A 12,887-nucleotide genomic window follows, 5' to 3' on the forward strand; every position below is an offset into this window, starting at 1 on the left:
GAGGAGGCACGCATGAGCGCAGCGACGCAGGGCCGAGGGCTCGTCCTCGGCGTCGTGGGCACGGGGCGGATCGGCGCGATGCACGCCCGCAACGCCGTGCAGACCCCGGGCGTCTCGCAGGTGCTGCTGGTCGACGCCGCCCCCGAGCAGGCCGAGCGCGTCGCGCGCTCGGTGGGCGCGGACGCCGTCGGCTCGGTGGAGGAGCTGCTGGGGCGGGTCGACGGGCTGGTCGTGGCCGCCGCGACGGCCGCGCACCCCGAGCTGGTGCGCGCGGGGGTGGACGCGGGCCTGCCGGTGCTGTGCGAGAAGCCCGTCGCGCCCGACGTCGCGTCGTCGCTGCCGGTGCTCGAGCACGTGGCCGCCGCGGGCGGCGTCGTGCAGATGGGCCACCAGCGCCGCCTGGACGCGGGCTACCTCGAGGCCCGGCGGGCGCTGCGGGCCGGCGAGCTGGGCTGGCTGCACAGCATCCGCTCCGTCACGTGCGACGCGGCGCCCCCGCCCGTCGCCTTCCTCGCGACCTCGGGCGGGATCTTCCGCGACGTCAGCGTCCACGACTTCGACGTGCTGCGGTGGCTGACCGGCGAGGAGGTCGTCGAGGTCTGGGCGCGCGGCAGCAACCTCGGGGACCCGGAGATCGGCGCCGTCGGCGACGTCGACACGGCCCTCGCCGTCTGCACGACGAGCAGCGGGCTGCTCGCCGTCGTCACCGCCTCCCGCTACAACGGCGCCGGCCACGACGTGCGCACCGAGCTGCAGGGCTCGGAGGGCGCGCTGGTCGTGGGGCTCGACGACCGGGCGGCGCTGCGCTCCTCCGAGCGGGGCGTCACCTTCCCCGCCGGCCCGCCGCACCCCACGTTCGCCGAGCGCTTCGCCGACGCCTACCGCGCCGAGCTGGCCGCCTTCTGCGAGCTGGTCCGCGGCGAGCGCGAGAACCCGTGCACGCCGCAGGACGCCGTCGCCGCCTCCCGCGTGGCCGACGCCGCGCAGGAGTCCCTCGTCACCGGGCGGCCCGTGCGCGTCCTGGGCTGAGGAGGAGGCGGCAGCCCTCAGACGCGGTAGGGCCGCAGGCAGGACGCCGGCAGCCAGCCGGTGACGACGCCGGACGTGCCGTCGTCCCCCAGCGCGTAGGCGACGCGCGCCTCCCACGCGCCGACCCCGTCCCGGCGCCACCCGGCGACGACGCCGGGCATCGGGTCGGCGTCGGGCATGAGCACCCAGCAGTGCGTGCCCCGGCCACCGCGGCGCTCCGCGTCCGCCTGCTGCCGGCCCGCCACCTGCTCGTCGCCTCCGACCTGCTGGTCCCGCTCGCCGTGCCGGCCCCGCTCGTCGTGCCGGCCCTGCTCGTCGTGCTGGTCGGCGAGCGAGCGGCGGAAGGACGCCGCCCTGCTGCTCGACCACCCTCCGCCCACGCGGAGTAGGTTCGCACAGGTGTTCGAGTGATCGCACGGCGCGCCCCCGGACGGGTGAGCCGCCGCGGGAGGGACGGCGGAGGGGGCGGCTACCGCCGGCCGGGGCTCTCGCGCAGCAGCGCCTCGACGTCGGCGCGGTGCGGTGCGGAGGTCGCGGCGCCGTGGCGCTGGACCGACAGCGCGGCCGCGGCCGTCGCGGTGCGCGCCGCCGCGACGAGCACCGCCTCGCCCGGCGCGCCGCCCCCGGCCCGCCCGTCGTGGGCGCGGGCCTCCTCCAGCGCGGCGACGAGGGCACCGCCGAAGGCGTCCCCCGCCCCGGTGGTGTCGACCGCCTCGACGGGCAGGCCGGGCACGTGGACGCCGTCGGGCGCCCCGTCACGGACGGCCACGAGGGCGCCCCCGGCGCCCAGGGTGACGACGACCGCCGGCACGTCCGGGAGCAGCCGGCGCACCAGGGTGCGGGCTCGCTCGACGGCGGACCCGGCGTGCTCGACGCCGTCCCCGGCCCGAGGACCGGACAGCGCGGCGGCCTCGTGCTCGTTCACGAGCAGGACGTCGACGTCCCCCAGCAGCCCCGCCGGCAGGGGCTGGACCGGTGAGGGGTTGAGCACGACGACGACGCCCGAGGAGACGGCCGCTGCGGCAGCGGCGGCCACGGTCGCCGGCGGCACCTCGAGCTGGCAGAGCAGGTGCCCCGCGCCGCGCACGACGTCGAGCTCGGCGGGGCCGAGGTCGGTGAGCCCGGCGTTCGCCCCGGGGTCCACGACGATGGCGTTCTCCCCCGACGCCGCGACGGTGATGAGCGCCGTGCCCGTGGGCCGCTCCAGCAGCCGGGTGCGGACCTCGACGCCGGCGCCGGCGAGCGCCTCGCGCAGGCGCCGTCCCGCGCCGTCGTCGCCGACGGCTCCGACGAAGGTGGTCGCCGCGCCGCAGCGGGCCGCCGCGACGGCCTGGTTGAGCCCCTTGCCGCCGACGTGCTCGGCGCGCGAGCGCGCCAGCACCGTCTCCCCCGGGCGTGGGATCTCCTCGACGGCGAGCACGACGTCGAGGTTCGCGCTGCCCACCACCACGACGCCGCTGCGCTCTCCCACGGCCGCCACCCTGCCGCACGGCGCGGCGCAGCGGTCGGTCCCGGCGCCGGGGCGGAGCGCTGCCGGTGCGGTCAGCCCTCCGGGAGGAAGAGGCAGAAGGGGTGGCCGGCCGGGTCCAGCACCACCCGCACGTCGTCCTGGGGCTGGTGCTCGGGGAGCCGGCCGCCGAGGGCGACGGCGCGGTCCGCCGCCGCGGCGAGCGAGCCGACCGGGTCGCCGCCCGCGACCTCGACGGCGACGTCGAGGTGCAGCTGCATCCGCTGGTCCCGCGGCCCGTGCGGCCAGGTCGGCGGCACGTGGTCGGCCTCGAGCTGGAACGACAGCCCGGCGCCACCGCCGGGCGGCGCGAGCATGACCCACTCCGGCTCCTCCAGGAGCACCTCCCAGCCCAGGAGCTCGCGGTAGTAGGCCGCGAGCGCGACCGGGTCGGGTCCGTCCAGCACGGTGGCGGACAGGCGCAGCGACGGGGCGGCGGTCGGGTCCGGGCTCACGAGCGGTCCTCTCGACGACGAGTGGTCGGCTCCCGCATCCTCGCGCGATCGCGCCCGCCGCGGGGGCCGGTGCACCCGCGGAGGACGCCGCACGCGACGAGGCCCCGCACCGCCGAGCGGTGCGGGGCCTCGTGCGGGGTGCTCAGACCTCGTCGCGCCAGGAGTGCTGCGGGTCGAAGCCGAGGAGCTCGCGGGCGGTGTCGATGCCGAGCAGGGTCTCGTGCTCGCCGAGCTCGCGGCGGATCTCGACGCCGGGGAAGACCTCGGCCATCAGGCCGGCGCTGGAGCGGCTCATCACCGTGTCGGCGGCCGCGATGATCGCGACGTGGGAGCCCGGGCGGTCGAGCTCGAGCCCCTTGCGCACCGCCTGCGCGCCGTCGCGGGCGTCGATGTAGCCCCACAGGTTCCACTTGCGCCGCATCGGGTCGGCGTCGAAGGACGGGAACTGCGCGTAGTCGTGCAGCTCCATGACGTTGGAGAACCGCAGGCCCACCATGGTCAGCTCGGGGTCCCACCGGCACAGGTGGTGCGCCATCTCCTCCTCGAGGGTCTTCACGAGGGAGTAGGTCGAGCCGGGGCGGGCGCGGTAGGCCTCGTCGACCGGCGCGTAGGGCGGCGGCTCGTCGAAGGGGAGGCCGAGGACGGTCTCGCTCGAGGCCCACACGACGTGCTTCACGCCGGCGGCCCGGGCGGCCGTCTGCACGTTCCACGACGCCGCCATGTTGTTGGCGAAGGTCGCCGAGTTGGGCACGATCCCCGGCGCTGGGACGGCGGCCATGTGCGCGACGGCGTCGACGCGCCCCTCGCGCTCGTCGGTGCGGCCGCCGATGACCTCGACGACCTGCGCCTGGTCGGTGAGGTCGACCACCAGCAGGCCCTCGGGCGACTCCGGCGTGCGGGCGCGGTCCACGGGCAGGACGTCCCACCCGTGCTCGCGCAGGTCCGCCGTGACGGCGCGGCCGAGCTTGCCGGCCGCCCCGGTGACGACGACGCGGCCGGTCACCGGTCGCCCGCCACCGGGACGAGGGCGGGAGCCGGCGCGGGTGCCCGCAGCGGTGCGGTCGGGGTGTGAGGGCTCATGCGGGCGACCGTCCCACCGCCGCAGGGCTCGCGCACCCCGGCGCCGCGCCCCGCGGCGCAGACGCCGACGGCGCCCGTCCCCGGTGGGGACGGGCGCCGTCGGTCGTCAGCCGTGCGCGGTCAGCGCACCGTCACCGCGGCGAGGGCGTCCACGAGGCCCTCGCCGAAGTAGGAGTTGTCCTCGACCGAGCCCGCGCAGGGCGCGGTCGTGGGCGACGCCGGCGTCGCCGGGCACGCCGTGTCGGTGGCCTGCTCCTCGAGCAGCGCCCGCAGCTCGGCCGGCGTGGCGCCGGGGTGCGTCGTCGCCAGCAGCGCGAGCACGCCGGCCACGTGCGGGGAGGCCATCGACGTGCCGGAGATCGACGCGTACCCGGACGGGGAGACGCTCAGGGGGAAGGTCGAGACGACCGCGCTGCCCGGGGCGGCGACGTCGATGACGCCCGCGCCGTAGTTGGAGAAGGCGGACAGCGTGCCGGCGGACGTCGTCGAGGAGACGGTGACGACGCCGGGCAGCTCGGTGGGCATGTCGACGCAGCCGGTGACGTCGCGGCCCGGGATGGCGCCGCTGCCGTCGTTGGGGCTCGAGCTGCTGGTCGTCTTGTTCGCGAGGTCGTACCGCGAGTTGCCGGCCGCGGCCGCGCTCACGACGCCCTGCTCCTGGGAGTAGGCGACGGCGCGCTCGACGGCCTCACGGGCGGCGGCCTGGTCCACCTCGTCGTCGCACCAGAACTCCCACGGGTCGACGTAGTAGCTGTTGTTGGTGACCTCGAAGCCCTCCTCCGCGGCGTGCATGAAGCCGCAGATGGCCGACTCCGGGAAGATGAAGCCCTCGGCGCTGACGACCTTGACGGCGGCCAGCGTGACGCCCGGGGCGACGCCGACGATCCCCTCGCCGTTCTCCGCCGCGCCGATCGTGCCCGCCACGTGGGTGCCGTGGTAGGCGCCCGCGAAGGGCAGGTGGGCGCCCTCGCTGCCGTCGAAGCGGCCGCCGCCCGTGCAGTCGCCCGAGAGGCTGCGGTCCACGCGGCCCGCGAGGTCGGGGTGGGTGTCGTCGATGCCGTCGTCCAGGACGCCGACGACGACGTCCGGACTGCCGGGCTCGACGGCGTTCGCGCGGTCGGCGCCGATGGCGGCCATGTCGTACTGCAGCGCCTCGCCCGGGTCGGGCACGTCCACCTGCGCCGCCTCGACGCCCGTGCGGCCGCCGAGCCCGCGCAGGTCGGTGCGCTGCGGCTGCGCGCCGGGGCCGCGCAGGCGACCGGGGACGCCCTCGACGACGGGCACCGTGCGCGTGGGGCCGACGGAGTCGACGAGCGCGGAGAAGTGCCCGCCGAGCACCTGGTCGCGGAAGGCCGGGTTCGCCGAGCGGGCCACGACGACGCCGATCTCCGGGTAGTCGACGACGGTGGCCCCGCCCGCACGGGCGACGGCCACGCGCACGCGGGCGACCGCGCTCTGCGTGGCGTCGGTGTTGACGACGTAGCTCATGACCCCCTCGCCCGGTGCGGTGCGGGTGATCGGCTCCGCCGCAGCGGGACCGGCGACAGCCGTGGCGGTGGCGGCGCCGGAGAGCGCCAGGGCGAGGACGGCCGCGGTCGCGCGTCCGGCACGGCGGTGTGCGTGGGTCACAGGGGATCTCCTGGGTCGGTGGCCGGCCCCGGGGCGGGGGCCGCGCAGACCGTACGTCGAGGCACCGACATCCGGGGCGCAGCGGTCGCATCCCGGGCACACCAGTCGCATCCCGGGCACACCAGTCGCATCCCGGGCACACCAGTCGCATCCCGGGCACACCGGGCGAACACCAGGTGCGCGCCGCCGTCGCGGCCCGCCCGGGCGCCCGGCGGCGTCAGCCCAGCTCGTCGACCAGCCGCGCCGCGAGGCCGGTGTACGTCGCGGGGGTCAGGTCCGCCAGGCGCGCGGCCACGTCGTCGGGCAGGCCGAGGCCGGCGACGAACTCGCGCATCGCGGGGCCGTCGACGCGACGGCCGCGGGTGAGCTCCTTGACGCGCTCGTACGGCTCGTCCATGCCCGGCGTCCCCGCGATCGCCTGCGCGCGCATCACCGACTGGACGGCCTCGCCGAGGACCTCCCAGTTGGCGTCGAGGTCGGTCGCCATGACCTCCGCGGCGACGTCGAGCCCGCGCAGCCCGCGGCGCACGTTGTCGAGCGCGAGCAGCGAGTGGCCGACGGCCGTGCCGATGTTGCGCTGCATCGAGGAGTCGGTGAGGTCGCGCTGCAGCCGCGACGTCACGAGGGTCGAGGCGAGCACGTCGAGCAGGGCGTTCGAGACCTCGAGGTTCGCCTCGGCGTTCTCGAAGCGGATCGGGTTCACCTTGTGCGGCATCGTCGAGGAGCCGGTCGAGCCGTGGGCGCCGAGCTGCTGGCGGAAGTACCCGGTGGAGATGTAGCTCCACACGTCGGTGCAGAGGTTGTGGAGCACCCGGTTGAAGCGGGCGAGGTCGGCGTACAGCTCGGCCTGCCAGTCGTGGGACTCGATCTGCGTGGTCAGCGGGTTCCACGTCAGCCCGAGGTGCTCGACGAAGTCCTGGCCGACGCGCGGCCAGTCGACGTCCGGCAGCGCCGCGACGTGCGCGCCGTAGGTGCCCGTGGCGCCGTTGATCTTGCCGAGGAACTCCGCGCCCTCGACCCGGCGCAGCTGGCGGCGCAGCCGGGAGGCGAGGACGGCGAGCTCCTTGCCGAGCGTCGTCGGTGTCGCGGGCTGGCCGTGGGTGCGGGCGAGCATCGGGACGTCGGCGCTCGCGCGCGCCATCTCGGCGACCTGGTCGACCAGCGCCATCGCGGCCGGCAGCCACACCTGCTGCACCGCCCCGCGGACCATCAGCGCGTAGGAGAGGTTGTTGACGTCCTCGCTCGTGCAGCAGAAGTGGACGAGCGCCTCGGCGCCCTCGAGCGAGGTGCCCTCCAGGTTCCGGGCGACGTAGTACTCGACGGCCTTGACGTCGTGCGCCGTCTCGCGCTCGAGCGCGGCCAGCTCGGCGACGGAGTCGGCGTCGAAGCGCTCCACCAGCCCGCGCAGCGCGGCGACGTCGTCCGCGGTCGGCTGCGGGGCGCCCGGCACGACGCCCGTCAGGTGCAGCAGCCACTCGACCTCGACGTGGACGCGCTCGCGGTTCAGCGCCGCCTCGGACAGGTGCTCCACCAGCGGCGCGACGACGCCGCGGTAGCGCCCGTCCAGCGCCCCGAGGGGGATGCCGGCGTCGGCCAGCGGGGTCGAGGTGGGCCCGGTGGTCGGAGTGGTCTGGGCTGCGGCGGGCGCGTCGGTCACGGCGGTCATGGTCCCAGAGCCGGGAGGCAGGGAGGTCCCGCCCGGGCTCAGGTCTGCGGCGCGCCCGGGGGCGGCCACGGGCCCCCGGCGACCAGGCCGGCGGCGCGGCCCGCCGCGCGGGCCTCGTCCAGCACGTCGGCCACCGCCGCCCCCGACCGCCGCGCGGCCGCGAGCGCGTCCTCGAACTCCGGCGTCGCCTGGAGCACGGCGCCGTCCCGGTGGCCCACCTTCACGCGCACCTGCCCGCCCGCGGTCCTCACCGGCCGCCAGTCCCGCTGCAGGACGTCGCGCTCGACGCGCCCCCGCCGCACGCCCAGGGTGCTCGTGAGCTCCAGCACCCGCGCGGAGAGCCCGGAGGCCGAGGCCGGCGCGGCCAGGACGCTCAGCACGTGGCCGGGGCGGCCCTTCTTCATGAGCACGGGCGTGAGCCAGGCGTCCAGGGCGCCCTCGGCCAGGAGGTGGTGCAGGACGTCCGGCCAGACGCGCGGGTCGAGGTCGTCGACCGTCGCCTCGAGGACGACCACGTCCTCGCGCCCTCCCCCGTCGACCGGCGCGCCGGCTCCGGCCCGCGCCGCCGCAGCCGCGCCCAGCACGACCCGCGTGACGTTCGCCCGCCCCGGCACGTCGCGCGTCCCCGCGCCCTGGCCCGACGCCCGGACGTCCATCCGCGGCAGCGCCCCGGTCCTCGTGCACAGGGCGGTGAGCAGAGCGGCGCCCGTGGGCGTCGTCAGCTCGCCCTCGCCGCCGCCGAGGACGTCCCACCCCCGCACGAGCTGGAGGACGGCGGGCACGGGCACCGGCAGCACCCCGTGGGCGGCGCGGACGGTGCCGCTGCCCAGGGCCATCGGGGAGGTGACGAGCTCCTCGACGCCGAGGTCCTCCAGCGCGGCGCAGCAGCCGACGACGTCGGCCACGGCGTCGAGCGCCCCGACCTCGTGGAAGTGCACGTCCTCGGGCGGCATCCCGTGGACGCGACCCTCCGCCTCCGCGAGCCGCGCGAAGACGGCCAGCGCACGGTCCCGGACGCCTGCGGGCAGCTCCGCGTCCCCGATCATCTGCGCGACGGCGGCCCACGTCCGGTGCGGGGGGTCGGCGACGAGCACCTCCACGTCGAGCTTCGACGCCAGCAGCCCGGCCCGCTCGACGTCGTGGACGCCGAGGCGCACGGAGCCGGGGACGACCGCGTCGACGCAGCGCTGCACGGACGCCAGGTCGGCCCCGGCGTCGAGCAGCGCCCCCAGCAGCATGTCGCCGGCGACGCCCGCCGACGCGTCGACCCACGCGAGCAACCCGCCGCCCCCGGTCGGGCTCGCGTCCGTCCCGCGGGGCGAGGGGGCGTCGCCGGAGGCCATCACGACGCCGCGACCTGCGCGGCCACGTGGCCCGCGCCGTAGCCGTTGTCGATGCCGACCACGCTGACGCCCGGCGCGCAGGCGCTGAGCATCGTGAGCAGCGGCGTGATCCCGGCGAAGGAGCTCCCGTAGCCGACCGATGTCGGGACGGCGACGACCGGCGCGCTCACCAGCCCCGCCACCACCCCGGGCAGGGCGCCGTCCATCCCGGCGACGACGACGAGCACCCGGGCCCGTCGGAGCAGGTCGAGGTGGCCGAGGACCCGGTGCAGTCCCGCGACCCCGACGTCGACGACGAGCTCGCACGCGCGCCCGAGGTGGCGCGCGGTGTGCAGGGCCTCGAGGGCCACGGGCAGGTCGGAGGTCCCCGCCGCGACGACGACGACCAGCCCGCCCCGGGGCTCGGGCGGCTCCGCGGGCACGACGACGAGGCGGGCCTCCGGCTCGTGCCGGGCGCCCGGCAGCTGCGCGAGCAGCGGCTCGACCTGGTCCGCGCGCACCCGGGTGAACAGGGTCGGCTGGCCCGAGCGCGCGATCGCCGCGGCGATCGCCGTCAGCTGGTCGACCGTCTTGCCCTCGCAGAAGACGGCCTCCGCGTACCCGCGGCGGGCGAGGCGGTCGGTGTCGAGCTCGGCGACGTCGAGGAGGGGCTGGGGCGGCTGCCAGTCCTGCTGGCCCTGCGCGCCGTCAGCCACCGCGCACCTCGACCAGCGGCAGGGTGAAGGCGCCGCTCTGGAGCCCGCTCAGGTCCACGGTGACGAAGCGGAAGCCCGCGGCGCGCACCGCGGCGACGACCTCCGCGCGCCGCGGCTCCTCGACGAGCGCGGCCAGCAGCTCGGTGCCCAGCTCGAGCCGGGCGACGTCGCCGTGGTGGCGCACCCGCACCTCTCGCAGGCCGAGGTCGTGCAGCGCCGCCTCGGCGCGCTCGACCTGCCCCAGCCGCTCCGGGGTGACCTCGGTGCCGTGCGGGATGCGGGAGGCCAGGCACGGCGCGGCGGGCTTGTCGGCGGACGGCAGGCGGAGCAGCCGGGCCACGCGCCGCACGTCCGTCTTGCCCATCCCGGCGTCGGCCAGGGGCCGCAGGACGCCGTGCTCGAGCGCCGCGCGCGCCCCGGGGCGGTCGCGGCGCAGGAGGTCGTCGGCGTTCTCCCCGTGGGCGACGGCGGCCAGCCCCTGCGCGGCCACGACCCGCTCGTCGATGCGCGTGAAGAGCTCGTCCTTGCAGTGGAAGCAGCGGTCCGGGCCGTTGGCCCGGTAGGCGGGCGAGTCGCCCTCCTCGGTGGGCACCTCGAGGACCTCGACGCCGACGGCCGCGGCCACGCCGCGGGCGGCCTCGAGCTCGCGCGCGGCCAGGCTCGGCGACACCCCGACGAGCGCGAGCACCCGGTCGGCGCCGAGCGCGAGCGCGCCCAGGGCGAGCACGACGGAGGAGTCGACGCCCCCGGAGAAGGCGACCCCCAGGCGACCGGCGTCCCCGCAGGCGCCCCGCAGCTGCTCGACGACCGCCCGGGCGCCGGGCTCCTCGGCGAGGACGTCGGCCCCCAGGGGCTCTGCGCGCAGCTCCACGTCCGTCACGGGGCCCCTCCGGCGGGCACGTCGGCGGGCGCCGGCACCGCCTGGGCGGCGCGCCCGAGGTTCCACTCGTCCTCCGCCTGCGGGCTGACGCCCCGGCGCTCCTGCCAGCGGGCCACGGCCGCGACGACGAAGGGCACGAGGATCGCCGTGACGACGGTCGCGGCGGCGACCTGCGCGGTCGCGAGCGCCTGGACCCCCTCGTAGCTCTGGTCGACGAGCGCGATCGCCGCCGGCGTCGCGATGGCGTTGCCCGCCGTCGTCGACTCGGCGGCCCCCGCGACGAGGTTGCGGGCGCGCTTCGGCCGGCCGCGCAGGACGTGCACCAGCCACAGCACCCCCATCGCCGCGCCGCCGGACAGCACGACCGTCATGATCCCGAGCAGGGCGCCGGGCAGGCCCGCCTGCGCGAAGGTCCCGAAGTCGATGCCGGTGCCGACGACGAAGCCGATGAACGGGATGGTCAGGGCCTCCCCGGGCTTGAGGAACTCGCGGGCCGCGGGGCTCACGTTGCCGACGGCGAACCCGATGAACAGCGGCAGGAGGATGCCGACCAGCATCTCGAGGGGGAAGGCGGCGAGCCCCGCCGCGCCGAGCGCGATCATCGTGAAGAACGGCCCGTCGTTCATCGCGATGACCGTGATGGCGCCCCGGTCGCTCGTGTTGCCGAACTGCTTGGTGAGCGCGACGTAGAGGGCCGAGTTCGAGTTGGTCATCGCCGCGATGATCGCGAGCGGCAGCAGGCCGAAGAGCTCGCCGCTGGGGAGCAGGAAGGCGACGGCCAGGCCCACGGCCACGCCGATCCCGACCTTGCCGACCAGGACCGCGAAGCCCTTCTCGACGGTGGCCGGCGCGGTCCGGAAGTCGAGCTGGGCCCCGAGGCAGAAGAAGAACAGCCCGAGCAGGGCGCCGGTGCCCTCGCTGAACAGGGCGGTGGTGAAGCTGCCGATCTCGAGGAGCTGCGGGAAGAACGAGTTGGTGATCGCCCCGAGGAAGAGCGGGATGATCATGATGGCGCCCGGGATCTTCCCCAGGGCGCGGCCCGCGCCCGCGAGGGGGCCGCCGGCCGTGCTCGTGGTCGTGCTCATGCGTGGAGGTCTCCTCGGGGGCACATCGCCGTCGACGTGGGCAGCGGGGCTGGCTGGGCGGGGGTCCAGGACGCCGGGCAGCGGTGAGCGGCTCGGACCTCGAGCGCCGCGCGGGGAGGCTATCGGCCCGTCGACCGGCGCCCTCGCACCCCTCGAGGGCCGCCGCGCGACGTCGCCGCCCCGGCCCACGCGCCGCGGCGAGCCGCCCCGGGGCGCCGGTCGGGCAGGATGCGCAGATGACTCGCATCTCGCTCTCCTACGGTCGCGACGGCCTCGACATCGAGCTGCCGACCGAGCGGACGCAGGTGGTGGAGCCGTCCTTCACCCCGGCCCCCGCCGACCAGGGGGCCCTGCTGAGGGACGCCCTCCAGCGGCCCGTGTCCGGCCCGCCGCTGCGAGAGCTGGTGCGCCCGGGGGCCACCGTGGCCATCTCGATGTGCGACGGCACCCGGCCCCAGCCGCGGCACCTCGTCATCCCCGCGGTGCTGGAGGCGCTCGAGGGCGTCGTGCGCCGGGAGGACGTCGTGATCCTGGTGGCCACGGGGACCCACCGGGGCAACACGCCGGAGGAGATCCGGGAGATGGTGGGCGACGAGGTGGCGGACAGCGTCACGATCATCAACCACGACGCGCGGGACGACAGCTCCCTGGTCTACCTCGGGCGCCACGGCGACGACGTCCCCGTGTGGCTGAACAAGCACTGGGTCGAGGCCGACGTCCGGATCACGACGGGCTTCGTCGAGCCGCACTTCTTCGCCGGCTTCAGCGGCGGCCCGAAGCTCGTCGCGCCCGGACTGGCCGGGCTCGAGACGGTCCTGACCCTCCACGACGCGCGGCGCATCGGCGACGAGCGCGCGACGTGGGGGATCTGCGAGGGCAACCCGGTCCACGACGACGTGCGCGCGGTCGTCGACGCCGTCGGCGGCGTCGACTTCGCGCTCGACGTCGTGCTCAACCGCGAGCAGGCGATCGTCCAGGCGTTCGGCGGCCCGGTGCTGGCCATGCACGCGCAGGCGCGGGAGGCGGCACGGCGCCTGGCCATGGCCCCGGTCCCGGAGCTGTTCGACGTCGTCGTGACCACGGGGTCCGGCTACCCGCTCGACCAGAACCTCTACCAGTCGGTCAAGGGCATGTCGGCCGCCGCGACGGTCGTCAAGCCCGGCGGCACGATCGTGTGCGCCGCGGAGTGCCGGGACGGCTTCCCCGACCACGGCTCCTACCGCGAGGTCCTCGCCTCGGCGGCCTCGCCGCAGGCCCTGCTGGCCGACATCCGCGCTCGCCCGGAGACGGTCCCGGACCAGTGGCAGGTGCAGGTCCAGGCCAAGGTGCAGAGCCACGCCCGGGTGGTGATGCGCACGTCGTTCCTGAGCGACGCCGCCCTGGCCACGGCGCACCTGGAGCAGACCGACGACATCGAGCGCACCGTGCGCGAGGCGCTGGCGGCCGCGGGCCCGCAGGCGCGGGTCTGCGTGCTGCCCGAGGGCCCCCAGACGATCCCGTACGTGGCCTGAGCCGTCC

The 12,887-nt window shown here is 76.8% G+C and carries 12 protein-coding genes; 2 read left to right on the plus strand and 10 right to left on the minus strand.

Going from position 1 to position 12,887, the window contains the following annotated elements:
* The first annotated feature begins 12 nt into the window (after positions 1–12).
* Positions 13–1,029, plus strand: coding sequence for a Gfo/Idh/MocA family oxidoreductase (locus tag Q0848_RS07185; RefSeq protein ID WP_299036401.1), 1,017 nt, complete (start codon positions 13–15; stop codon positions 1,027–1,029).
* 17 nt (positions 1,030–1,046) lie between these two features.
* Here the strand turns inward: Q0848_RS07185 and Q0848_RS07190 are convergent, their stop codons facing one another.
* The 10 genes from Q0848_RS07190 to Q0848_RS07235 form a co-directional block, all read right to left on the minus strand.
* Entirely contained in the window at positions 1,047–1,409 is a 363-nt protein-coding gene (locus Q0848_RS07190; RefSeq protein ID WP_299036402.1) for a hypothetical protein, read from the minus strand.
* A gap of 89 nt (positions 1,410–1,498) precedes the next feature.
* Positions 1,499–2,500 (minus strand): ribokinase, encoded by a 1,002-nt coding sequence (locus Q0848_RS07195; RefSeq protein ID WP_299036403.1) that lies wholly within the window; start codon positions 2,498–2,500, stop codon positions 1,499–1,501.
* Between the two features lie 71 nt (positions 2,501–2,571).
* Complete coding sequence (locus tag Q0848_RS07200) at positions 2,572–2,991, minus strand: VOC family protein (protein ID WP_299036404.1); 420 nt, start codon at positions 2,989–2,991, stop codon at positions 2,572–2,574.
* 142 nt (positions 2,992–3,133) lie between these two features.
* Positions 3,134–3,994 carry an NAD(P)-dependent oxidoreductase gene (locus Q0848_RS07205; RefSeq protein WP_299036405.1) on the minus strand — a complete coding sequence of 287 codons (861 nt, stop codon included), beginning with the start codon at positions 3,992–3,994 and terminating at the stop codon, positions 3,134–3,136.
* A 197-nt stretch (positions 3,995–4,191) separates the two neighbouring features.
* A complete protein-coding gene (locus Q0848_RS07210) occupies positions 4,192–5,700 on the minus strand; it encodes a S8 family serine peptidase (protein ID WP_299036406.1) in 1,509 nt (502 codons plus the stop codon).
* A gap of 217 nt (positions 5,701–5,917) precedes the next feature.
* The gene (gene purB / locus Q0848_RS07215) at positions 5,918–7,297 is read right to left on the minus strand and encodes an adenylosuccinate lyase (RefSeq protein ID WP_366146468.1); all 1,380 of its coding nucleotides are present in this window, start codon (positions 7,295–7,297) and stop codon (positions 5,918–5,920) included.
* Positions 7,298–7,404: 107 nt separating this feature from the next.
* The gene (gene larC, locus Q0848_RS07220) at positions 7,405–8,709 is read right to left on the minus strand and encodes a nickel pincer cofactor biosynthesis protein LarC (protein ID WP_299036447.1); all 1,305 of its coding nucleotides are present in this window, start codon (positions 8,707–8,709) and stop codon (positions 7,405–7,407) included.
* Positions 8,709–9,404 carry a nickel pincer cofactor biosynthesis protein LarB gene (gene larB / locus Q0848_RS07225; RefSeq protein WP_299036408.1) on the minus strand — a complete coding sequence of 232 codons (696 nt, stop codon included), beginning with the start codon at positions 9,402–9,404 and terminating at the stop codon, positions 8,709–8,711. The genes larC and larB overlap by 1 nt, the downstream gene beginning before the upstream one ends.
* Positions 9,397–10,200 carry an ATP-dependent sacrificial sulfur transferase LarE gene (larE, locus tag Q0848_RS07230; RefSeq protein ID WP_366146469.1) on the minus strand — a complete coding sequence of 268 codons (804 nt, stop codon included), beginning with the start codon at positions 10,198–10,200 and terminating at the stop codon, positions 9,397–9,399. The genes larB and larE overlap by 8 nt, the downstream gene beginning before the upstream one ends.
* Positions 10,201–10,280: 80 nt before the next feature.
* Positions 10,281–11,369: a 2-keto-3-deoxygluconate permease gene (locus Q0848_RS07235; RefSeq protein WP_299036410.1), complete on the minus strand. Its 1,089-nt coding sequence runs from the start codon at positions 11,367–11,369 to the stop codon at positions 10,281–10,283.
* Positions 11,370–11,605: 236 nt separating this feature from the next.
* Here Q0848_RS07235 and larA point away from each other — a divergent pair, with 236 nt between their 5' ends.
* Positions 11,606–12,880, plus strand: coding sequence for a nickel-dependent lactate racemase (gene larA, locus Q0848_RS07240; protein WP_299036411.1), 1,275 nt, complete (start codon positions 11,606–11,608; stop codon positions 12,878–12,880).
* The last annotated feature ends 7 nt before the right edge of the window (positions 12,881–12,887 follow it).

It is taken from the genome of uncultured Pseudokineococcus sp. (assembly GCF_947495735.1).
Lineage (GTDB): Bacteria > Actinomycetota > Actinomycetes > Actinomycetales > Quadrisphaeraceae > Pseudokineococcus.